Origin of the sequence: Bradyrhizobium sp. AUGA SZCCT0222, from assembly GCF_018130205.1 — a bacterium.
Taxonomy (GTDB): domain Bacteria; phylum Pseudomonadota; class Alphaproteobacteria; order Rhizobiales; family Xanthobacteraceae; genus Bradyrhizobium.
Window position 1 is genome coordinate 1 of the sequence record NZ_JAFCLX010000064.1, and the last position, 21,740, is coordinate 21,740.

General features: G+C 63.0%; 25 protein-coding genes. 9 read left to right on the forward strand and 16 right to left on the reverse strand.

The features are described from left to right. Positions 1 to 405: 405 nt before the first annotated feature. The 7 genes from JQ629_RS33275 to JQ629_RS33305 form a co-directional block, all read right to left on the reverse strand. Positions 406 to 1,359: a ribose-phosphate pyrophosphokinase gene (locus tag JQ629_RS33275; RefSeq protein ID WP_192737680.1), complete on the reverse strand. Its 954-nt coding sequence runs from the start codon at positions 1,357 to 1,359 to the stop codon at positions 406 to 408. 169 nt (positions 1,360 to 1,528) lie between these two features. Next, the gene (locus tag JQ629_RS33280; protein ID WP_212416207.1) at positions 1,529 to 2,155 is read right to left on the reverse strand and encodes a hypothetical protein; all 627 of its coding nucleotides are present in this window, start codon (positions 2,153 to 2,155) and stop codon (positions 1,529 to 1,531) included. A gap of 146 nt (positions 2,156 to 2,301) precedes the next feature. Next, positions 2,302 to 3,246 carry a MerR family transcriptional regulator gene (locus JQ629_RS33285; RefSeq protein WP_212416208.1) on the reverse strand — a complete coding sequence of 315 codons (945 nt, stop codon included), beginning with the start codon at positions 3,244 to 3,246 and terminating at the stop codon, positions 2,302 to 2,304. 87 nt (positions 3,247 to 3,333) lie between these two features. Next, on the reverse strand, positions 3,334 to 4,098 hold the full coding sequence (gene pgeF / locus JQ629_RS33290) for a peptidoglycan editing factor PgeF (RefSeq protein WP_212416209.1): 765 nt from the start codon (positions 4,096 to 4,098) through the stop codon (positions 3,334 to 3,336). Continuing rightward, positions 4,095 to 5,222 carry a class I SAM-dependent methyltransferase gene (locus JQ629_RS33295; protein ID WP_212416210.1) on the reverse strand — a complete coding sequence of 376 codons (1,128 nt, stop codon included), beginning with the start codon at positions 5,220 to 5,222 and terminating at the stop codon, positions 4,095 to 4,097. The genes pgeF and JQ629_RS33295 overlap by 4 nt, the downstream gene beginning before the upstream one ends. Positions 5,223 to 5,235: 13 nt before the next feature. After that, positions 5,236 to 6,075 carry a prolipoprotein diacylglyceryl transferase gene (gene lgt, locus JQ629_RS33300; protein ID WP_212416211.1) on the reverse strand — a complete coding sequence of 280 codons (840 nt, stop codon included), beginning with the start codon at positions 6,073 to 6,075 and terminating at the stop codon, positions 5,236 to 5,238. A 78-nt stretch (positions 6,076 to 6,153) separates the two neighbouring features. Then, positions 6,154 to 6,888: a dienelactone hydrolase family protein gene (locus JQ629_RS33305; protein ID WP_212270067.1), complete on the reverse strand. Its 735-nt coding sequence runs from the start codon at positions 6,886 to 6,888 to the stop codon at positions 6,154 to 6,156. Between the two features lie 185 nt (positions 6,889 to 7,073). Here JQ629_RS33305 and JQ629_RS33310 point away from each other — a divergent pair, with 185 nt between their 5' ends. The 4 genes from JQ629_RS33310 (at position 7,074) to ychF (ending at position 10,120) form a co-directional block, all read left to right on the forward strand. Next, entirely contained in the window at positions 7,074 to 7,367 is a 294-nt protein-coding gene (locus tag JQ629_RS33310; protein WP_212270068.1) for an accessory factor UbiK family protein, read from the forward strand. Between the two features lie 248 nt (positions 7,368 to 7,615). After that, a complete protein-coding gene (locus tag JQ629_RS33315; protein ID WP_192737673.1) occupies positions 7,616 to 8,356 on the forward strand; it encodes a 50S ribosomal protein L25/general stress protein Ctc in 741 nt (246 codons plus the stop codon). A gap of 21 nt (positions 8,357 to 8,377) precedes the next feature. Beyond that, the gene (pth, locus tag JQ629_RS33320) at positions 8,378 to 8,983 is read left to right on the forward strand and encodes an aminoacyl-tRNA hydrolase (RefSeq protein ID WP_212416212.1); all 606 of its coding nucleotides are present in this window, start codon (positions 8,378 to 8,380) and stop codon (positions 8,981 to 8,983) included. 39 nt (positions 8,984 to 9,022) lie between these two features. Beyond that, positions 9,023 to 10,120, forward strand: a complete 1,098-nt coding sequence (gene ychF, locus JQ629_RS33325; RefSeq protein ID WP_212034260.1) for a redox-regulated ATPase YchF — start codon at positions 9,023 to 9,025, stop codon at positions 10,118 to 10,120. A gap of 155 nt (positions 10,121 to 10,275) precedes the next feature. Here ychF and JQ629_RS33330 read toward each other — a convergent pair whose 3' ends face one another. Continuing rightward, the gene (locus tag JQ629_RS33330) at positions 10,276 to 10,569 is read right to left on the reverse strand and encodes a DUF4282 domain-containing protein (protein WP_212416213.1); all 294 of its coding nucleotides are present in this window, start codon (positions 10,567 to 10,569) and stop codon (positions 10,276 to 10,278) included. 211 nt (positions 10,570 to 10,780) lie between these two features. Here JQ629_RS33330 and JQ629_RS33335 point away from each other — a divergent pair, with 211 nt between their 5' ends. The 3 genes from JQ629_RS33335 to JQ629_RS33345 all read left to right on the forward strand — a co-directional run bounded on the left by JQ629_RS33335 (position 10,781) and on the right by JQ629_RS33345 (position 12,011). After that, positions 10,781 to 11,242 carry a MaoC family dehydratase gene (locus JQ629_RS33335; protein ID WP_212416214.1) on the forward strand — a complete coding sequence of 154 codons (462 nt, stop codon included), beginning with the start codon at positions 10,781 to 10,783 and terminating at the stop codon, positions 11,240 to 11,242. Between the two features lie 8 nt (positions 11,243 to 11,250). After that, positions 11,251 to 11,733 carry a MaoC family dehydratase gene (locus tag JQ629_RS33340; protein WP_212416215.1) on the forward strand — a complete coding sequence of 161 codons (483 nt, stop codon included), beginning with the start codon at positions 11,251 to 11,253 and terminating at the stop codon, positions 11,731 to 11,733. Positions 11,734 to 11,870: 137 nt separating this feature from the next. Then, positions 11,871 to 12,011 (forward strand): hypothetical protein, encoded by a 141-nt coding sequence (locus JQ629_RS33345; protein WP_212270072.1) that lies wholly within the window; start codon positions 11,871 to 11,873, stop codon positions 12,009 to 12,011. Positions 12,012 to 12,095: 84 nt separating this feature from the next. Here JQ629_RS33345 and JQ629_RS37625 read toward each other — a convergent pair whose 3' ends face one another. From JQ629_RS37625 to JQ629_RS33375, 7 genes are all read right to left on the reverse strand, one after another. Continuing rightward, a complete protein-coding gene (locus JQ629_RS37625; protein ID WP_283815975.1) occupies positions 12,096 to 12,227 on the reverse strand; it encodes a hypothetical protein in 132 nt (43 codons plus the stop codon). 169 nt (positions 12,228 to 12,396) lie between these two features. Further along, positions 12,397 to 12,819: a hypothetical protein gene (locus tag JQ629_RS33350; protein WP_212416216.1), complete on the reverse strand. Its 423-nt coding sequence runs from the start codon at positions 12,817 to 12,819 to the stop codon at positions 12,397 to 12,399. A 155-nt stretch (positions 12,820 to 12,974) separates the two neighbouring features. After that, positions 12,975 to 13,898: a hypothetical protein gene (locus JQ629_RS33355; protein WP_212416217.1), complete on the reverse strand. Its 924-nt coding sequence runs from the start codon at positions 13,896 to 13,898 to the stop codon at positions 12,975 to 12,977. A gap of 279 nt (positions 13,899 to 14,177) precedes the next feature. Continuing rightward, positions 14,178 to 14,612 carry a nuclear transport factor 2 family protein gene (locus JQ629_RS33360; protein ID WP_212273936.1) on the reverse strand — a complete coding sequence of 145 codons (435 nt, stop codon included), beginning with the start codon at positions 14,610 to 14,612 and terminating at the stop codon, positions 14,178 to 14,180. A gap of 195 nt (positions 14,613 to 14,807) precedes the next feature. Beyond that, the gene (locus JQ629_RS33365; protein ID WP_212416235.1) at positions 14,808 to 15,074 is read right to left on the reverse strand and encodes a hypothetical protein; all 267 of its coding nucleotides are present in this window, start codon (positions 15,072 to 15,074) and stop codon (positions 14,808 to 14,810) included. 223 nt (positions 15,075 to 15,297) lie between these two features. Further along, positions 15,298 to 15,741: a nuclear transport factor 2 family protein gene (locus JQ629_RS33370; RefSeq protein ID WP_212416218.1), complete on the reverse strand. Its 444-nt coding sequence runs from the start codon at positions 15,739 to 15,741 to the stop codon at positions 15,298 to 15,300. Between the two features lie 1,071 nt (positions 15,742 to 16,812). Then, positions 16,813 to 17,625 (reverse strand): hypothetical protein, encoded by an 813-nt coding sequence (locus tag JQ629_RS33375; RefSeq protein WP_212416219.1) that lies wholly within the window; start codon positions 17,623 to 17,625, stop codon positions 16,813 to 16,815. Between the two features lie 134 nt (positions 17,626 to 17,759). Between JQ629_RS33375 and JQ629_RS33380 the strand changes: the two genes are divergently transcribed. Both JQ629_RS33380 and JQ629_RS33385 read left to right on the forward strand, forming a co-directional pair. Further along, entirely contained in the window at positions 17,760 to 17,951 is a 192-nt protein-coding gene (locus JQ629_RS33380) for a hypothetical protein (RefSeq protein WP_212416220.1), read from the forward strand. A gap of 188 nt (positions 17,952 to 18,139) precedes the next feature. Further along, positions 18,140 to 18,526 (forward strand): hypothetical protein, encoded by a 387-nt coding sequence (locus JQ629_RS33385; RefSeq protein WP_212416221.1) that lies wholly within the window; start codon positions 18,140 to 18,142, stop codon positions 18,524 to 18,526. 117 nt (positions 18,527 to 18,643) lie between these two features. Here JQ629_RS33385 and uvrB read toward each other — a convergent pair whose 3' ends face one another. Next, positions 18,644 to 21,691, reverse strand: a complete 3,048-nt coding sequence (uvrB, locus tag JQ629_RS33390; RefSeq protein ID WP_212416222.1) for an excinuclease ABC subunit UvrB — start codon at positions 21,689 to 21,691, stop codon at positions 18,644 to 18,646. Between the last annotated feature and the right edge of the window lie 49 nt (positions 21,692 to 21,740).

The following is a 21,740-nucleotide window of genomic DNA, read 5'->3' on the forward strand; positions in this document are numbered from 1 at the left end:
TCGTGTGCACTTTGTTTTGTGCAAACCGCACGCGAGACCGCGGGTGCAGCGCGCACCCGGTCTTCCCTGCGCCCTCTCGTTTCGAGGGCAAGGAAATTTCCGGCAAAGCTCGGACGCAACGCGCCGCGAGATAGCGAACTGATATCCAGCTGTCATCACCCGCGCATGCGGGTGATCCAGTATTCCAGAGACGCTCATGATTGAACCGATAGGCCGCGGCGTACTGGATTCCCGCCTCCGCGGGGATGACAGCTCTGGTTGGAGCTACACCATCCCCGTCATTGCGAGCGCAGCGAAGCAATCCATGCCGCCACGCAAAGAGAGAACGGATTGCTTCGCTGCGCCCGTCATCGGGCGCGCATTCGCGCGACCCGGTGGCTCGCAATGACGCGGAGAGGCCGCCTCTCAATCGAACAAGCTCGAAACCGATTCTTCCGCCGCGGTACGGCCGATGGCTTCGGCGATCAGCGGCGCGATCGAGAGCGTGCGGATGTTGGCGGCCTTGTTGACCGCTTCCGTCGGCAGGATCGAGTCGGTGATGACAAGTTCTTTCAGCCTGGAGCCGGCGATGCGGGCGGCGGCGCCGCCCGACAGCACGCCATGGGAGATGTAGGCGTAGACTTCCTTGGCGCCGTTGGCGATCAGGGCGTCGGCCGCGTTCACCAGCGTACCGCCGGAATCGACGATGTCGTCGATCAGGATGCAGGTATAGCCGGCGCAGTCGCCGATCACGTTCATGACTTCGGATTCGCCGGCGCGTTCGCGGCGCTTGTCGATGATGGCGAGCGGCGCGTTGATGCGCTTGGAGAGGCCGCGGGCGCGCACCACGCCGCCGACGTCGGGCGACACCACCATCACGTTGGCGAGGTCGAAGCGTTCCTTGATGTCGCGCACCATCAGCGGCGAGGCGTAGAGATTGTCGGTCGGGATGTCGAAGAAGCCCTGGATCTGGCCGGCATGCAGGTCGAGCGTCATGACGCGATCGATGCCCGCATGCGTGATCAGATTGGCGACCAGCTTGGCCGAAATCGGTGCGCGCGAGCCGACCTTGCGGTCCTGCCTGGCGTAGCCGAAATAGGGGATCACCGCCGTGATGCGGCGCGCGGACGAGCGGCGCAGCGCATCGGTGATGATCAGCAATTCCATCAAATGGTCGTTGGCCGGAAACGACGTCGACTGGATGATGAAGGCGTCCGAGCCGCGCACGTTCTCGAGCACCTCGACGAAGATTTCGTTATCGGCAAAGCGGCGGACGCTGGCCTTGGTCAGCGGCAGATCCAGCCCTTCGGCGATGGCCTTCGCCAAAGCAGGGTTCGAATTGCCGGCGACCAGCTTGATGGAGCCGTTCTTGGCGGACATCGAGGCCTCTCCCCGCGCCTTGCTGGATACGACGTTCAGCATCTGGGATACCTGTAAACCGGCGGGTTTCGATGCGCGAGGAGATATCAGGCAGGTGGCGCGGCTGGCAACCCGTCGCAGCTGTTTTCCCGGTTAAAAATGAGCCGATACGGGACTTTACGGGGTAGGCTTAATGGCTGCTGAAGCCGAGCGCGGCGACACCAAATACACCCTCGGCGGGTGCTGTCTGCTCCACACTCGCGACCGCGGAGCCGCGGCGGCCGGGCGAGGGGGCTGGCGCCGGCTGCGGTGCTTCCGGCGCGCCGTTGATCATGCCGCTGAGGCCGCTAAGGCCGGCCTGCGCGATTTTCCGCAGCACGAGATCGTCGGCGGCGGCCCAGGCGTCGCGTCCGGCCTTGCCCGCCGGTTCCTCGCCGGACAGCCGCAGCGCGCGCTGCTGGTTGTTGTCGTAGACGTCCCAGACCCAGGCGATCATGGTCTTGCCGCGCACCACTTGCGCCGAGAGATAGCTGCGCACGCGGTAGGAAGCGCCACCTTCGCGCGAGACGATCTGCAGGTTCCGCAGCTTCGATTCGCTGTCGATGACGCCGACCATGCGGTCGAAGACGTGTGGCGGCGGGCCGTCGATCGATTCAAAAGCCACGGTCGAGCCGCCACCGCTGGTCGCCATCGCGAACGATCCGCTCGCCGCGCCGCCACCGGCGCAGCCGCCAAGCGCACACGAAACGGCGAGCAGCGCCGCGGTGATAATCGCGCGCGGGGATCGCAGGCAGGAGGCTGGGATGAGGTCCCTCATTGCCCTGCGATATCGTTAAAATGCATTAAGGTCTAGGGCAGGGGATGGCAGCCTACTCAGAAAGCCCGGCGCTCTGGCAGGACAGCCACACCTGGTCGAACATTGGACCGGACTCTTGCTTTATCGCCTGGCCAATCACGGCATTTTCACGATGGGGCCGCATCGGCGAGATGGTGCTTCATGGCCGTCGACATCCATTCCCATTCCCGGTTCGGGCTGCTACTCGGCGATTGGCCCCGCAGGATGGCAACCAACTGCCAATAGCGGCCCGCGCGCGCGTCATGGTAATCATATTTGGCCCGCAACCAAGTTCGGAAATCCGGATCGGGCTTGCGCTGCGTGAGTCGGGCCGAGATTTCCACCCATTCCCTTGCAAGTGCCTGGCCGGCTTCCGAAGTCGGTTCAAGGCCGCGCGCGATGGCGTCCTCGGCCTTGACCAGGATGGCGTCGCCTTCGGTCTTCCAGGCGATGGGATCGAAGGTCGCGTCGTCCCAGATGTCCTTGGCATTGTTTCGCATGTTGGCCGCAAATTCGGGATCGCGCAGCATGCCCGAAAGCTCGATCCAGGCGTCACACTGCTCGGGCGTCGGGTCTTCGGGCAGTTCGGGGACGCTGTCTTCGATCATCTGGCGCATCCATTTGGGATCGATGTTCACGCCGTCAGAGACCCGTTCGTAATAAGCTTCGACGACGCTAAGCCGTTCATCGCGCGACAATTTGGTCATGGTCCAGAATCTCCTCAAATCGGCTTCGGTCAGTTCGGGCGAACGAAGGGCCGCACGCAGCGCCGCCGCGATCCGGCGCTGCGCTGCGATTTCGGCCTCGAGCGCCCGCAGGCGAAGCGTCAGTGCCTCGGTCAGCGAAAGCTCCTTCGACAACACCTCGCGAATGGCATCGAGGCCGAGGCCGGCGTCCCGCAGGCAGCTGATAAGGTCGAGGCGGACGAGCTCGCTATCGGTGAAGACGCGATAGCCGCTCTCCGTTCGGCCTGCCGGCGGGAGCAGTCCCTGGTCCGAATAGAAGCGCAGTCGCCGAACGGACACTCCGCTGAGGCGCGACGCTTCGCCGATGCTGTAGGTTCGATGTGTCATGCCGCGGGTTGTGCAGCCTCCACCCAGTGGAGAGTCAAGGCTGGATTGCAGCGCTCGGCGATGGTTCGGGAATCGCGCTGGCGGAACTCAGTCGGTCAGCGCGATGGCGTGAACATGCCTTCCGTAATCCGGCTCTTTCCGATGCACCGAGCGGCGGTAGCTGTAGAAGCGTTCGTCGGAATAGGTGTCGACGCCGATGTCGTCGATCATCAGCACGCCGGCGTTTTCCAGCCGCATGCGGATGTAGCCGGCAAGGTCGAACATCGAATGGCCGGCGCGCTCCGAAGCAATGAAGTAGGCGGCATTGCCGGCGTCGGCATCCAGAAAACGTTCGACGAATTCGCCGCCGACTTCGTAGGAATGCTGGCGGATCAGGGGGCCGATCGCCGCCACCATGCCGCTGCGGTCGGCGCCGAGTCTTTCCATCGCATCCACGGTGGATTCGATGATTCCGGTCAGCGCACCCTTCCAGCCGGCATGGGCCGCGCCGATCACGCGGGCCGTGGGATCGACGAACAAGATCGGCCCGCAATCGGCTGCGGTGACGCCGATCGCAAGGCCTTCGGTGCGGGTGACCAGGGCGTCGGCGCGCGGCTTGTCCCCGGTCCAGGGGCCGGTCGCCACCACGGCATCGGGCGAATGGATCTGGTGCACGCTGAGAAAACGATCCGGTGCGACACCCATCTGCTCGGCCATCCGGCGGCGATTTTCCGCGACGTGGGCGGCATCATCGTTCGAACCGAGGCCGCCATTGAGGCCCTCGTAAATCCCGCCGGATACGCCGCCCTCGCGGGTGAAGAAAGCGTGGCGCAGGCCCGGAATGGCCGAAAGCAGCGACGATCCGTAGGTCATGACGCCTCTTCGTCGGCAGATTCCTGTTCGTCGGACAGGCCCGCGACCGAGGTGAGATGCGGCTCCGTGATCGCCAGCACCTTGAACATCGAGCCCATGCCGCCGCGGCCACTATCGGTCAGCCGCTTCAGCGCATTGGAAATATCGGCGGAAACTTCCGGCGTGGTCTTGCCCATCAGCGTCAATGCGCGGGTCTCGATGCCGAGCCGCTTGAGGAACTCGCCCTGCGTCACCGGACCGTGGGTGCGCGCGCCCATATCTTCGGCGGCGCGCACCAATGCCTGGAAATCGACATGGGCGGTCACGTCGGCCTGTCCTGGATTCTTCAGGGGATCGGTGAAGCTGTGGCGGGCGATGGCCTGGAAGGTGTCGCCGGCGTCGCTGCGCAGATGGCCGTAATCGATGATCAGCGCAGCGCCGTCCTGCTCGCGCACGCGCCTGGCGATCTTCATGATCTCGGCGTCGGGCCGCCATTCGAACACGGCGCCGATCGGGGCGGCACGCACCAGCGGCGGCAGCAGCACCTCGAAGCGGGGAGTCGGTTCGTCGGCGGCCGCGAATACCAGCTTGCCGCCGTCGTCGAGCTTGATCACGCGCTCATGCCAGCCGGTCTCACGCTTCACCACCTGGTGAATCGGCAGCACGTCGAAATACTCGTTGGCGAAAATGACCGCAGGGCCCTCGGGCACGTCGTCGATGCTGTCGTGCCAGCTGAGATTGCGCACGCCCGACAGCGTCGCGCTTTGCTTCTCGCGCAGCACCGGATTGATCTCGACGAGGTGTGTGCTGAGCGACTGATAGAGCGGCGGCAGCACCCGCAGCGCGCGCAGCGCGTCCGCCATCATGGTGCCGCGGCCGGGCCCGAGCTCGACCAGCCGCAGCGCCGGCGGCGAGCCGATCGCCCTCCAGACCGAAGCGGCCCACAACCCGAGCAGTTCGCCGAACATCTGGCTGACTTCGGGCGCGGTGGTGAAATCGCCCTCGCGGCCCAGCGGATCGCGCGACACGTAATAGCCGTGGTCGGGATGCATCAGGCACAATTCCATATACCGCCAGACCGGCATCGGGCCTGACGACTGGATCAGCTTCCTGATCTCGGACTGTAGCGGCGAAAGTTCGGTCACGGCCTTCCTTGCCTTAAATGGGCTTCTGCAAATGCTCCGGCGCCTTGCGCCATGCCATCACCATCAGGATGGCTCCGGCAATGATCATCGGCACCGACAACAGCATACCCATTGTCAGCCCGCCCCACAAAAATCCAAGCTGCGGGTCCGGCTCACGGAAGAACTCGCTTATTATTCGGGCAATTGCGTAGATCGCGATGAAACTGCCGAGGATCAGGCCCGGCCGCTTCAGGGCACCCATCCGAATCATGACCGCCAATATCGTAAACAGCAGGATGCCCTCGAGCGCCGCCTCATAGAGCTGGCTGGGGTGGCGCGGCAGCGGCCCGCCATTGGGGAACACCATCCTCCATGGCACGCTGGAATCGGCCGGCCGGCCCCACAATTCGCTGTTGATGAAGTTGGCGAGCCGCCCGAGGAACAATCCGATCGGCCCGACGCCGGTGGTGATGTCGCCGAGCGACAGGATCGAGATGCCGTGTTTGCGGCAGAACAGCATCACCGCGGCGACGCAGCCGAGGAAGCCGCCGTGAAACGACATGCCGCCGTTCCACAATTCGAAAATCTCGGCCGGGTGCTGCGCAAAATAGGCGGGATTGTAGAACAGCACGTAGCCGGTGCGGCCGCCGACGATGATGCCGATGGTGACCCACAGGATGAAATCGTCGAGCTGCACCAGCGTGATCGGCGCCGGCCCGCCCCATAATTTCTCGCTCTTGACCAGCGAACGCGCATAAATCCATCCCAGCACGATGCCGCCGATATAGGCCAGCGCATACCAGCGGATTGCGATCGGTCCGATCGAGAGCGCGATCGGATCGAATACCGGAAAGGCGATAGTGAGGAATTGCATCTGGCTCACAGGGCTTTGGTGTAGACGGCATGGGCCACGCCGAAGATCGGCGGGGAGCCTTGTATCGGAACCTTGCGATCAGGTGGCGAGGTTGCGGCGATACAGCGCCAGCAGCCGTTCCCAATGCCGCTCGGCGGCGTCGCGGTGATAGACCGGCCGCTTCGGGAAGGCGAAGCCGTGATGGGTGCCGGGGAAAACCTCGACCTCGTTGTTCGATCCCTTCATGCCCTGCTTCAATTTCTCGATGATCTCGGCCGGCGCGTAGATGTCGGTTTCGGCGCAGGCGAAGTACAATTCAGCCTTGGTCTTGCCGGCGGCAATATGCGGGCTGTCCGGCTGGTCGGTCGCCAGATGCGTGCCGTAGATTGAGGCTGCGGCTTTCACCTGGTCCGGAAAATGCGTCGCCGCGTTGACCGCGTAGCGGCCGCTCATGCAGTAGCCGACGGTGCCGACGATGGCGGTGTTCGCGGCCTTTTGGGTCGCGGCATAGGCGAGCAGGGCCTTGGTGTCCTCCATCACCATGGGAATATTGATCGAGGCCATGAACTCGAACATCCGCTTGCGCTCGGGCGCCTCAGGGTCCGGCGGAATCGGCCCCAGCTCCATCACGCCGGAGCGGTAATACATATTGGGCAGCATCACGTAATAGCCTGACGTCGCGAGCCGCCGCGCCATGTCGCGCAATTCCTCACGGATCGCCGGCGCGTCCATGTAGAACAGGATGACGGGAAACGGTCCGCCGCGCTCGGGATGGGTGATGAAAGTGGTGGTCTTGCCGTCCTTGGTCTGGATGTCGATCTGCTGGTCGATCATGTGCGTTTCTGTTTTCTGATTCTGGTTTTTGGGGGGCGACGTTCGGTACGATTGCAAGGAAAGGAGGGCATGACAAGGCAAACGGACATCACCTTGGCGTTGAACGGCACTCTTGAACCCGGGCGTCTGGATCGCCATTGTCTTGGTGGAAGCAGACCCAGTTGCAGCGACCGGAGCGTTTAGCGATGACCCAGACCAACAATCGGTTTTTCGACGAGATCGGCCGTTTGATGAACGACGCTGCCGGCGCCGCCCAGGGCGTCAAGCGCGAGGTCGATGCGGTCGTTCGCAACCAGGCCGAACGCATCCTGCGCGACCTCGACCTCGTCAAGCGCGAGGAGTTTGACGCGGTCAAGGACATGGCCCGGCTGGCGCGCGAGGAAAACGAGGCGCTGAAGACCCGGATCGCGGCGCTGGAAGCCAAGATCGGCATTTCGCCGCCCGCGCCCGGTCCGGACAACCCGAAGACGGACTTCTAGGACTTGGCCAGGTACGGTCTCTCCGTTCGTTCGTCCGTACGGGGCAGCGGGCAGGGAGAGGGCACACAATGCTGCCTGCCCCTGCGTCCAGAGCCCGCAGAAAAATCCCCTGATTTCCTTGTCATTTTGGCGCTTTGGGGCTAAAAGCCCGCCACGTCCGCAGCCCCCGCACCCCTGGAGGCTTGCTGTCGGACGCTACCGGGCCGCGTTGCGGCCTTTAACTTTTTAGAAAACAAGGACTTAACACGATGGCGACCGTCAAGGAATTGAAGGCGACCGCGCGTCCGCAGAGCGGCAAGGGGGCCGCCCGGGCAGAGCGTCGCGCCGGGAGAGTTCCCGGAGTGATCTATGGCAACAACCAGCCCCCCGTGACCATCTCGGTCGACGATGCCGAACTGCGCCAGCGCATTCTGGCCGGCCGGTTCCTGACCACGATTTACGACATCGATCTCGAGGGCAAGAAGCACCGCGTGATTCCGCGCGACTTCCATCTCGATCCGGTGCGTGACTTCCCGCTGCATGTCGACTTCATGCGGCTCGGTGAAGGCGCCACCATCCGCGTCAGCGTTCCCCTGCATGTGGTCAACGGCGAAGTCTCGCCCGGCGTCAAGCGCGGCGGCACGGTCAACATCGTCACCCACACCATCGAACTCGAGTGTTCGGTCGACAATATTCCGCAGTACATCGAGGCCGATGCCAGCACGCTGGAAATCAGCCACTCGCTGCATCTGTCCGACATCAAGCTGCCCGCTGGCGTGAAGTCGCTGTCGCGTGAAGATGCGACGCTCGTGACCATCGTGCCGCCGTCCGGCTACGCCGAAGAACTCAAGGCGGCTGCGGCGGCTGCTGCTGGCGGTGCTGCGGCTCCCGGTGCTGCTCCGGCGGCGGGTGCGGCTGCTGCGCCCGCAGCGGGTGCTGCTGCTCCGGCGGCTGGTGCGAAGGCGCCCGCGGCTGGCGCCAAGGCGCCTGGCGGCGACAAGAAGAAGTAAGCGAACGCGGGATGCCGCGTCATGCGCCTGTTTGTCGGCCTCGGTAATCCCGGCGCGAAGTACGCGAACAACCGGCATAATATCGGTTTCGCGGTCGTCGATGAAATTGCGCGGCGTCATGGTTTCGCACCGTGGCGCCGCCGTTTTCAGGGCGAGACGTCGGAAGGCACGCTTGAGCGCGAGCGCGTGGTCCTGCTCAAGCCCACGACCTACATGAACGAGTCCGGGCGTGCGGTGCAGGAAGCCGCGAACTTCTTCAAGCTCGGGGTCGGTGAGATCATCGTGTTTCAGGACGAGCTCGAACTGCCGCCGGCGAAAGTACGCGTCAAGGTCGGCGGCGGCATTGCCGGCCATAACGGGTTGCGCTCGATCTCCTCGCATATCGGCAACGACTATCGCCGGGTGCGGCTTGGGATCGGTCATCCCGGCGTCAAGGAGCTGGTGCACAGCCACGTGCTGTCGGATTTCGCCAAAAGCGATCGGCCCTGGGTCGAGGCGCTGTGCGAGGCGGTCGCCGACAATGCCGGCTTACTCGCGACCGAGCGCGCCTCGACGTTTCAGAACAAGGTGCACCTTGCGCTGCAGGCCAAGGGATTTTTAGACAAGGGCGATGACGGCGCTGCGTAACGCGCCGCCGACCGCCAGCAACAGACTTCAGGACACGTCATGGGATTCAAATGCGGTATCGTAGGCCTGCCCAATGTCGGCAAGTCGACGCTGTTCAACGCGCTGACCGAGACTGCCGCGGCGCAGGCGGCGAATTATCCGTTCTGCACCATCGAGCCGAATGTCGGCGAGGTGGCGGTGCCTGATCCCAGGCTCGACAAACTGTCCGCGATTGCCAAGTCGGCCCAGATCATCCCGACGCGACTGACCTTCGTCGACATCGCGGGCCTGGTGCGCGGTGCCTCCAAGGGCGAGGGCCTCGGCAACCAGTTCCTCGCCACCATCCGTGAGGTCGACGCGGTGGCGCATGTGGTGCGCTGCTTTGAGGATTCCGACATCACCCATGTCGAAGGCAAGATCGCGCCGCTGGCTGATATCGAGACCATCGAGACCGAGCTGATGCTGGCCGATCTCGACAGCCTCGAGAAGCGCGTCGACAATCTTACCAAGAAGGCCAAGGGCAACGACAAGGACGCCAAGGAACAACTCGACCTCGTCAACCGCGCGCTGGTGCTGCTGCGCGACGGCAAGCCGGCGCGGTTCCTCGAACGCAAGGCGGAAGAAGAGCGCGCCTTTGGCATGCTTGGCCTGTTGACGTCGAAACCGGTGCTGTACGTTTGCAACGTCGAGGAAGGCTCGGCCAAGGACGGCAACAGCTTTTCCAAACAGGTGTTCGAGCACGCCAAGAAAGAGGGTGCGGTCGCGGTGGCGATTTCGGCCAAGATCGAATCCGAGATCGCGACGCTGTCACGCGAGGAGCGCGTCGAGTTCCTCGATACGCTCGGCCTCGAAGAGGCCGGCCTCGACCGCCTGATCCGCGCCGGCTACCAGCTGCTCGACCTCATTACCTACTTCACCGTCGGGCCGAAGGAGGCCCGCGCCTGGACCATCAACCGCGGCACCAAAGGGCCTGCGGCGGCCGGCGTGATTCATACCGATTTCGAAAAGGGCTTTATCCGCGCCGAGACCATCGCCTATGCCGACTATGTCGCGCTCGGCGGCGAAGCCGGCGCACGCGACGCCGGCAAGCTGCGGCTGGAAGGCAAGGAATACGTCGTTGCTGACGGCGACGTCATGCATTTCAGGTTCAATACCTAGAGTCTCTTTCGCTGCGAACTCCCCGTCATCCTGAGGTGCGAGCGTAGCGAGCCTCGAAGGATGGGCTCCGGGCATCCTCATCCTTCGAGGCGCGCAAGAGCGCGCACCTACGGGTGAACGCAAATTGCGTTCATCCCGGGGATGACGGTGAGAGCTTAATGCATCTGGCCCTGGTCGCGGATCGCGCCGAGGTGCTCGTTGATGCGGAACACGATCAGGATGAATTCTGCGGCGATGCGTGAGAACACCACGCCGACCACGACGCTGGCGATCGAGGACAGCAGCACGATGAATCCGCCGAACGGGCTGATCGCCATCGCAGCGAGGCCTGAGAAAATGCCGGATATGCCGAACAGCACGATCAGGCCGATCACCAGCCAGTAAAAGGTCTTGATGATCGTGGGCGTGATAAAGCGGTCCCACTGAAACAGGTCCTGAAAATCGAACATCGGTGGTTCTCCCGGCAAGTCGAAAAGTGATTCGCGTCCAGCCTCGCTCCTGAGAGCACAGGGCCTAGCTCCGAATGCGGTCCCGAGCAAGCCGAAGACGCGCACCGGTTGCAACGGTGTTCGCCCGTCGGGCACGAGCCATGCGGGTGGGCGGGTTGAGATTGCTGCAAATAACGGCCACAATCGGGCTTCCGCACTGTAAAATCCCATCATGACAACGCTCACCTTCGAAGATTTCAAACCCGGCCATTTCGGTACGTTCGGACCGCGCCACGTCACGCGCGAGGAGATCCTGGCTTACGCTGCGGAGTACGACCCGCAGCCGATGCATCTGGACGAAGCGGCCGCGGCCAAGTCGATGCTGAAGGGCCTCTCCGGGTCGGGCTGGCATCTTTGCTCGATCATGATGCGGATGATGTTCGACAGCTTCATCGGCCGCACCGCGTCGATGGGCTCGCCTGGAGTCAACGAGATGCGCTGGCTCTCACCTCTGCGGCCGGGCGACGATCTGATGCTCGATATCGAGGTCGCGGAGGCGCGAGTTTCGCGCAGCCGTCCCGAGACCGGCATCGTGACGTTCAAGGGCGTGGTCAAGAACGCCGCCGGCGTGACGCTGTGCGAGATGGTGTCGCCGATCATCGTGCGCCGTCGCGCCGATGCCGCGGCGGAATAGGATCTTCGATGCGTTTCTTTGAGGACATTGAAATCGGTTCGCGGCGCGAACTTGGATCGTTCACCTTCACGGCCGAGCTGATCAAGCAATTCGCCGCGCAGTTCGATCCGCAGCCGTTTCACCTCGACGAGGAGGCGGGACGCCAATCGCTGTTCGGCGGGTTGGCGGCGTCGGGATGGCATGTCGGCTCCGTCTGCATGAAGCTCTTGGTCGCCGACGGCCAGCGCCTGACGCGGGAGGCCGTCGCGCGCGGCGAGGAAGTCGCGGTCTGGGGACCGTCGCCCGGTTTTCGCGAACTGCGCTGGATCAGGCCTGTGTTGGCTGGTGACACCATCAGTTTTTCGAGTGTCGTCGAAACCAAGCGCACGTCGGACAAGCGTCCCGAATGGGGCATCCTGCAGGCCCGCAACACCGGCACCAACCAGCGCGGCGAACAGGTGTACTCGTTTTTGGCCACCGCGTTCGTGCCGCGGCGGAACGCGGGTTCCTGACCCGAGCCGGTATGCTTAGCGAACCGTTTCTTGGTCCGGGGCGCAGTTTACCATTCTGCGAAGCAATTTATTTGCTAACACATTTTGAACTTTCTGCCTGCCATATGAGACTGAGGGGAAGTACCGAGGGGATGACCATGGCAGATCGCAGCCACCTGAAACTTGTCGGCTTTATTTTCGCTACCATCACGCTCGGCGTGATGCTGACCACCGTGATGGTGGTGAAGGGTTATGCCGACGGCGGCTACACGCTCGAGAGCACGTCGTCCGTCCAATAAGGTCAGGCTTTGCTAACCATGGCGCTGGATCGTACCAGCACTTGGAACCGCGCGACCTTAAAGCTGTGCCTGCCCGTCGCCGGGTCAGATGCTCCAGATCAGCGTCATCAGCACCACCGCAACCGTCAGCAGTCCGACGAACCGGACCATGAGCGTGCCCATGCCATGTGCCGAATGCGGCAGTGGATGAGTGTTGTTTGGCTGACCGTTTTGCATCTCGTATCCCTGGAAGTTTGCCTACCGTTGGGCATCCGTCCCTTGATCCCGACGCGCTGCTTATAAAGTTCAAAACAGCCACATATCAAACGAAACCGCCGCCTTCTGTTGAAGAAGACGGCGGGTGTAGGATTTTTGCAACGGTCTGGAATCAGTAAAAGATTCCGGATCAGCTGTTGCGCAGCCCGTCGGCGGCGCGCTTCCACTGCGTGACGTTGTCGGCGATCATGCGCGTCGACTTCATCGCCGCCTGGCTGAGCTGCGCATAGCCGGAGATTTCGCGCTGGACGCGCTGGCCTTCGGCATGCAGGAGATCGCGCAGGCTTTCGAGTTCCGAAATCAGCTTCTCGATTTCAGCAAGCGAGGTGCCGGCGACGCGCTGGATCAGCGAGTTGACGTTGTTGACGGTGGCCTCCGCGCTGGCATCGAGCGGCACAGTTTCCACGGCACCGGCCGGCGGACGGCGCAGATAGGCGATGTCGTTGCGGACGAAGTCGCGGATCCCGGCCTCGACTTCCGAGACCGCAGCGAGGTTGCTGTCGACGACATCCTCAGTTGATTCAACTTGTTCGGTTCGATTGGTAGCGTTCATCGGCCATTCCTCTGTTTCGCGATAAGCGAGCGCGGACGTCCCCCGCACGACGAAGTGAAGCGTTCCTATCAGTAGTGTGGAATTTGTCTGCATCTGGGCCAATATGCGGCAATGCTGCATCATTCTGAAAAGGATTGGCGAAGAACTGCAGCGGCTTACCAGCTGCGCTTGAAGCCTGCGCCAAAGCTCTTGTTAACCACGCCCGACGGGGTCTCGCCGACCGAACCCGAGATGGTGACGCCGTCGAACAGTTTCTGCTCGGCGCCGACCTTGCGCAGCCATTTGTCGTCCGAGGTCGACAGCGTCTGGCCGGCCATGAAGCTGGTGCCGGTATCGGCGATGCTCAGTCGCGCCGACTGGTCGGTCTCGTAGCTGCGGGTCGGATGGCTGATGATGCCGGGCACCGGAACGATGCCCTGCTGGATCAGATTGTAGCCGTTCTGCAGCGTGAGCGAGTATTGCTCGCTGAGCGGCAGCGATTTGCTCAGGGAGGTGCCGAGCTTGCTCTGGTCCGCCCCCGGATCGACGCGGGCTTCGACTGACGTCTTGTCCCAGATCGAGCCGACACCCGGCGCTGTTATCGCGGCCCAGGCGGTGCCGGACGATTGCGGCAGGCTGCCGCCATTGGCGAGCTTTTCCGACAGTAATTCCTGGGCCGTCAGCGTGCCTTGCCGGGCAACCGTCATGTCGGCGCCGATCCGCGCGTCCCAGAACGGGGTCAGCGTCTGCTTGACCGACACGGCGGATGTACCATTGGCCCTTTGGTTCGCCGACCAGGCCGTGTCCGCGCTGGTCGCGGCTTTCGACGCGGCGCGGGTTTTTGCGGCTGGCCCGGTCAGGGGGGCGGCGTCGAGATCGAGCTGGCTCCAGTCGAGCTTGGAGACATCGATATCCTTCATGATATCAGGGTCATTCACGTCGGGCGCCGCTGCGACGTCGGGGGCCGCTTCCTCCGCCGGCTCTTCGGTATCTTCATCGGCGGGCGGCGTTTGCGCCGCCACGGCCAGCACCGCGCCCAGACTGAAGCCGGCCACCAGCAACGGCAGCCTTATCCAGCCAAATCGTGTCGTGGAAGTCATAACCCGCCCGCATTCCAAATCAGGTGCAGAATGCGTTGGCGGTGGTACGAAATTATGGCGAGGGCGCATTCGCGCGCCCTCGCACTCCGTCATGTCCGGGGCCACAGCGCCGAGTGCGGCTTCGCAAGCTCGATCAAGCGCGAAGCGCGCCTTGACGCTGTTGTCGCAACCACGTCTTCCAGGGGCTGGTGAGGAGGACGTGTGTCCCCGCGATCTCTGGCGCGAAGACGTGCTTCGCGCTTTGGTCCGGCCATGACGAAAGGGATTGGTGAGGGTTAACTAGACCGCCATTCGCGGCAGATGGATGGGATAACCCACCGCCTGCTCGACCAGGTCGAAGGTGTCGACCAGCACGCGGAGATTGGTCAGCTTGCCGGCCTTGAACTGGGCGAAATGCGCGACCCGCAGGCTGATCGGCTTGTTGGAATCCAGCGCGGTCAGCGAATAGCGCATCATCGAGGCGGCGGAATCGACCCCCAGCATGATCGACTCGCGGTCGAAGCGATGGACGCGGATGTTCTCTGCGATCTGCCTGACTACCTCGATCACGGCCGCCTTGCCCCGGCGCGAACCGAAGAACGGAAACATGTCGATCGGGCCATAGATCGCCCAATCGACGTCCTCGTCGAGCAGGGCTTCGAGATCAGCGGGCTGGCGTTCATTGATCGCACGATGCAACGCGCGCGAAAAACGCCAGAGACTATGCTCTGTCATTTGATTTGGTCCTTGAAACTGATTCAAACGGCAACGGCCCAGGGGCGTCCGCGTCGACGCCGTGCAGTTGCTAAATTCTCGCCGCTAAATTCATTCGTACACTAACGATAGGCGTTTTTTGCTAAAATACAACCGACGTTTCTGCATTGCACAAATGCAGGATTTTCCGTGTTTTTACCGCCGCTGGCGCCGCTTTTACCGCTCCCGGCGGCGCACCGGCTCGCGCTCGATGGCGATTTCGGAGTCCTTGATTGCGATCACGCCGAACAGCAAAGCGCCCGCGATACCGCCGATCGCGGCGCCCAGCGGCATGAAGGTGAAGAACACCAGCATGCCGTTATAGCCTTCAAAACTCGTGACTTTAAAGATTTCGACCCAGGCCAGCCCGGCCCCGATTCCAAGCGCTGCACCTCCCAGCGCCCCCAACGCCAAACCAAGCAGAGCCAGCAATGCGATCTTCATATGTTCTTTTGCCCCGGAAAAAGCCTTGTGGTGTGTCGCCGCCGGGGCGGCGAGGTTCAACGTCGCCGGGAAAATATGACGGGGCATTCGCCATTCCGGGGCGATGCGAAGCATCGAACCTCAGGTGCGCAATTGCGCACCGGGGAATCTCGAGATTCCCCGATGTGCAATTGCACATCTGAGGTTCGCGCTTTCGCGCGCCCCGGAATGACGTTGTCTCCAACTACTCCGGCTTGTTGCCCCTCAGGATCGCGCTGACGTCGCGCTCCAGCACCTGCTCGACCATGTCGAAGGTGTCGATGATCTCGCGGATCTGGGCGATGCGGCCGTCGCGGAAGGTATAAAACGCCGCGATGTCGAACTGCACCATCCGCTGATTGCTGCGCTTGCGGAAGAACACCCGGATGTTCGCCGCCACCCTGTCGCCCTCGGCGACCAGGATCGGCACCTCGCAGCGCATCTCGGAATAGCGGGCGCGGACGGTGGTCCACATCTCGCGCATCGCGGCGGTGCCCCGGCGATGTCCCATGTGGGGAAGCAGATCGACCGGGGCGTTGGCGACGAACGCGACATCGTCGGTGCAGCGCGCCAGCGACCCCTCGATGTCGCCGGCATAGTAGACGTCGAGGAAATTCAGTAGGCGCTGCCGATGCAGGTCCGCGGTCATCCGATCTTTCTCCGCCGAGTTTCAACCTGCCCCGCGGCGGCCGGTCCCACAGCGAACGCCGTAACACAGCGGCCGATCCGCAAAAGCAGGCACAAAGTCTGACGTCGCCAGCGTGGAAACGGTTCACTACCGTGAGCTGTGGTTGGTCAACCTGCGCTTGTCCTGGTCGGTGCTGTTAAACTGGATTCGAATTTCAAACAGCCTGGACGACGCAGCCATTGCGGACGACGTCGCCTATAATTCGTCGTCCCGGCGAAGGCCGGGACCCATACCGCGTGATCTCTCAATAGAGGCTCGGTAGCAGACACCTTCCGCAAAACTACTCCCTGTGGTTATGGGTCCCGGCCTTCGCCGGGACGACGTGGATATAGTTTCGCGTTCTCGCGGCGCGCGATGCGCCCGAGTCTTGCGTCACTTCTCGCCCCCAAAAATCAGAGGGCGCAGGGAATGCCGGATGCGCGCTGCACCCGCGGTCTCATGTGCGATTGTGCATAAGAATGCTGCACATGAGCATACAGGGCAGCGGAGAACATCCGACATTCCCTGCGCAGTGGCTTTACGGCTTATGACGCGCTCTCCCCGGTGAGACGGCCTCTATTGCCACCGTCGCCTCGCGGATCGCTCCGCAAGACTTGACGCCGTTACGGGCGCCAGGACCACACGCTTTCGCCGTACGCTTCAGTCGCGACCGTCAATCGCAACTGTTACGTCCACCGCGACCCGCCCCTCGTCATGACGACGGCCGACGCCCCTCTGAGTGGGACGGGATGGGTGAGAATGTGCCGGTGATTTGGGTCGAAGGGAAGAGAAATATTTTTGATTTGCAGAAATTTTCTGCTTGACACGATTTCCGTAAATCGGAAGTGATTTGCCCCGGCTTCGCCAAGGCTACGCCGGGCGCGGCCGTCGTGCCGTTTTGCCGCAGCTGACCACTATTGTAATCGTCGTCCCGGCGAAGGCCGGGACCCATACCCACCAGCGGCAATCGGTACAGACGCTGGTCGTTATCTTCCTTCTTCACAAACGTCCGCCGCGGCGTATGGGTCCCGGCCTTCGCCGGGACGACGTAAGTCACCCCTGCGGCGTCACCTTGCGCGTGGCGAGATCGATGATGAATTTGCCGCGCTTCTCGTAGCCTTCGGGCACATAGGCCTCGCCGCGCGAGAGCTTTCCAAAAACTTCCTTCGGTTTGGGAAACCCCTTGCGGCAGGCTTTCCTGATCGTGTTCGCGTCGGCATGGCGAACCATCACGGTCACGGTCTGCGGCCGCGGCCCGGCCTTGATGTCCGAGACCTCGAAATATTTCGAACGCTCCTTGCAGATGACGACGTTGGCGCCATAGGCGCGAATGGAATCCGTCGTGGTGATCAGAAAATCCGGGGAGATGCTGACGTTCCGGCTGTAGTCCTGGGTGAACACGAACTCAGCGACGCCAGTTTCCAGATTGCCCTGGCCGATATGGCCGGTGATGCACATCAGCCAATCCTGCTGCGCGCTCTTCGCCAGGGTGACGCAGTCATTGACCTGCGAGCCCGGCTGAAAGCTCCTGAAGATGGTCTTGCCGCCGCTCTGCTCGAACACGACGGCGCCACCATTATCGGTGGCATGCGGCTCGCATCCGCTCTCGTAATTGACCACCAGCAGGGGATTGCCCGCGGCGATGAACCGTCCGCTGTGACGATCGGCTGTCAGCTTGACGTCGCATTCGCGGTTTCCCGCGTCCGGATAGTTCCTGGCCCGCGTGCAGGTCGATTCCTTGATGTCGGCGGCGTCGCAAAACGTCGACAGCAGCGCACGGTCGGCATCGTCGGCGCGAGCCGGGCTGGCGAGCAGGCAGGCGCCGGCAAGGGCCAGCGCGACGACGGCAGGAAACGATTTCGGCATCGGGCGGATCATGCTTTCGGTCGGCGGGAACAATTAGTTCATTTTTGCTTGGTCGGTGCAAGGCGGGGCGGCGTTCACGCCGGGAACGAGTACGGCCTGTCCCGCGTTTCTCCTGCCATACAATGGAGAATCTGATGACCAAACCGTTTGAAAAAACCATTGCGCCCGTTCCCGAGGAGAACAGGAGTCACAAGGGCCCCGGCAGCACGCCGACTGTGCCCGTCGATACCACCAAGGGCCATCGCGACGACGAGAAGAACAACATCCGCGAGCAGGGCGACCACGGCAACATGACGCAGAACACGAGTAACAGAAGGTCGGGCTGATCTCTCTCCGTCATTCCGGGGCGATGCGAAGCATCGAACCCGGAATCTCGAGATTCCGGATTCAGCCCTGTCGGGCTGCTCCGGAATGACGAACGAAAGTACGTGACACGCATCACGTCACACCCGCGCGCGACCACCTAACCTGGCGGCATCAACGTCCCCATCGGGGACCACAGGAAGCCGCCGCCATGAACGCCATGTCAGCTCCGAAATCCAGCTCGCGCAACCGTCTCGAAGGTTTTGTGCTGACCGCGCTGTTCCAGGGCTTCCCCACCTTCGCCGCCGCCGCGCTGATGCTCAAGCTCGTCGGCAGCCAAGAAATCGTCGGCCAGCGCTACGGCGCCGCGATCTTCGTCGTGCTGGCCGCGCTGTTCTACGCCCTGTTGACGCCGTGGCTCGCGCGCAAATTCCCGAAGCGGTTCGGCCAGGGCTTCGAACCGCTGTTCTTCGACGCCAGCCTTTCCTTCCTCGACAAGATCGCGCGCTGGCGGACCCAGCCGCTGACCTCGCTGCAACTGGTGACCAACGTGATGCTGCTGTCGCTGCTGGCGGTGGGGATCGCGAGCGTGGGGTGAGGGCGTCATTCCGGGGCGATGCGAAGCATCGAACCCGGAATCCATTACCACGATTGTGAGTATGGATTCCGGACAGCCGCTTCGCGGCTTCCGGAATGACGACTTAATGATTGATCGCTACCGCTTCTTCCACCCGCCCCGATGCCCCGGCGCGCCACCGCTCGATCGCGGCGCCGGCCCGAACTCGGGGCCGGACTGGCGTGAGTCGGTGGGCTGGAAGATTTTGGTGTTGCCGCCGATGTCGGGTTTGCGCGGCTTGGCGCCGCTGGGGCGGTAGGGCAGGGATTCGGGGCCGTGCATTTCGTCCAGGTGGGGTTTGTGGACTTTGGAGGTGGCGCCGCTGGCACCACCCGTGGGGTGCCCCTCACCCCGACCCTCTAAGAGCGAGCTTCGCTCGTCTCGACCCCGCGAAGGGCGGGGCGAGGGAGCAGATGAGCCACCGCGCATTCCGCCGCGGCCTTTTTTCATCGCACTCGCAGGCAGGTTCGCGGAGTCGCCGTATTTCTTCGTGCCCGCGTACGCACCGGCTTTCGCGGCCACGCCGCGCTGCTTGATGGTGGGGTCGTCGACCACCGCGAGCTCCGTGGCGCGGAGGCGTTTGACTTCGTCGCGTAATCTGGCGGCTTCCTCGAAGTTCAAATCGGCGGCGGCTTCGCGCATTCTTGTTTCGAGGTCGTTCAGCACGGTCTCGAAATTGTGGCCGATGCTGATGACGTCGTCGGCCATGCCGCCGTCGCCGATTTCCACCAGCACATGGTCGCGCTCGTAGACGCTGTTCATGATGTCGCCGATGGATTTCTTGATGCTTTCGGGCGTGATGCCGTGGGCGGTGTTGTATTCGACCTGCTTCTCGCGGCGGCGGTCGGTCTCGGCGATGGCGCGCTCCATCGAGCCGGTCATCTGGTCGGCGTAGAGGATCACCTTGCCGTCGACGTTGCGCGCGGCGCGGCCGATGGTCTGGATCAGCGAGGTCTCGCTGCGCAAAAAGCCTTCCTTGTCGGCGTCGAGGATCGCGACCAGCGCGCATTCGGGAATGTCGAGGCCCTCGCGCAAGAGGTTGATGCCGACCAGCGCGTCGAACGCGCCGAGGCGAAGGTCGCGGATGATCTCGATGCGCTCGATGGTGTCGATGTCAGAGTGCATGTAGCGGACGCGAATGCCCTGCTCGTGCAGATATTCGGTGAGGTCTTCCGCCATGCGCTTGGTCAGCACCGTGATCAGCGAGCGATAACCGGCCTGCGCGGTGGCGCGGACTTCGCCGACGAGATCGTCCACTTGCGTGCGGGCAGGGCGGATGTTGACCGGCGGATCGATCAGGCCGGTGGGGCGGATCACCTGTTCGACGAACACGCCGCCGCTTTCGTTCAGCTCCCAGCCTGATGGCGTCGCCGACACCGCGACCGATTGCGGGCGCATCATGTCCCATTCCTCGAAGCGCAGCGGGCGGTTGTCCATGCAGGAGGGCAGGCGAAAACCGTATTCGGCCAGCGTCGCCTTGCGCCGAAAATCGCCTTTGAACATGGCGCCGATCTGGGGAACTGTGACGTGGCTTTCGTCGGCGAAGACCAGCGCGTTGTCGGGGACATACTCGAACAGCGTCGGCGGCGGCTCGCCGGGGCGGCGGCCGGTGAGGTAGCGTGAATAGTTCTCGATGCCGGCGCAGCTTCCCGTGGCTTCCATCATTTCGAGATCGAAGGTGGTGCGCTGCTCCAGCCGCTGTGCTTCCAGCAGCCGGCCCTGGTCGTGGAGCTGGTCCAGCCGCAGCTTCAATTCCGACTTGATCGACTTGATCGCCTGCACCAGCGTCGGGCGCGGCGTCACATAGTGCGAATTGGCGTAGATCTTGATGAATTCGAGATCGTCCTGCTTGTGGCCGGTGAGTGGATCGAATTCCTCGATATTTTCGACGGTGTCGCCAAACAAATTCACGCGCCAGGCGCGGTCTTCATAGTGCGCCGGGAAGATGTCGATGACGTCGCCGCGCACGCGAAAGGTGCCGCGGGTGAAATCGGCCTGGGTGCGCTTGTATTGCAAGGCGACAAGGTCGGCGATCAATTGCCGCTGGTCGATGCGCTCGTTCTTCTTCAGCGCAAACGTCATCGCGGTATAGGTCTCGACCGAGCCGATACCGTAGATGCACGACACGGACGCCACGATGATGACGTCGTCGCGCTCCAAGAGCGCGCGCGTCGCCGAGTGGCGCATGCGGTCGATCTGCTCGTTGATCGAGGAGTCCTTTTCTATGTAGGTGTCGGTGCGCGGCACATAGGCTTCGGGCTGGTAGTAGTCGTAATAGCTGACGAAGTATTCCACCGCGTTGTCGGGGAAGAAGCTCTTGAACTCGCCATAGAGCTGCGCCGCCAGCGTCTTGTTCGGCGCCAGGATGATGGCGGGGCGCTGCGTGGCCTCGATCACCTTGGCCATGGTGTAGGTCTTGCCGGAACCGGTGACGCCGAGCAGCACCTGGGTGCGGTCGTTGCGGCTGATGCCCTCGACCAGTTCCTTGATCGCGGTGGGCTGGTCGCCTTTCGGCTCATACTCGGACTTGATCTCGAAGCGCACGCCGCCTTCGGATTTCTCGGGGCGGGGCGGGCGGTGCGGCGTCCACACCTTCACGCCGCCGCCTTCGCCCTTGAATTCGGGGCGGCCCTCGCGGATCAGATCTTCCAGCGCATCGGCCGTCGCCTGGACGCCGAGCGCCTCCATCTTGTTGCGCGGCGGCCGCGCCAGCGCGGCGGCGTCTTCCTCTTCGGTGGTGAAGCCGAATTGTTTTGCCAGTTCCGGATCGAGCGTCGGGATGGTCGCCGACGTGCCGTAATTGGCTTGCGGGGCTTCGTCGAGGCCATCCGGATTGCTTCGTGCGCCCGGCGGCTGCGGATTCGGGCGCAGCGGTTGCGGATAGGGATCGGCGGAACTTGGTGGGAAGTTCTTGGGCGTCGACGATCGAGCGCGATGCACGGCGGCCTCGCCGCCGGAACGGCGGTCCTTCGAATTGTCCGGCGGCGGCTGCAGGCCGGTGCCGGAGCCCATGCCGGCATCGCCGCGATTGATCGCGGGATTGAGCAGTTCTGCCAAAGCGGGACCGATCGGCTGAACTTCCGGCCGGTGAGCTTTGGATTTCGGGGTTTTGCCTGATTTTTTGGGGGAGTCGGGTTTCTTCGCCATGGCCGGAATATGGGGCCAATCAGCGCGCGAAAAAAGGGCAAAGCCGGTG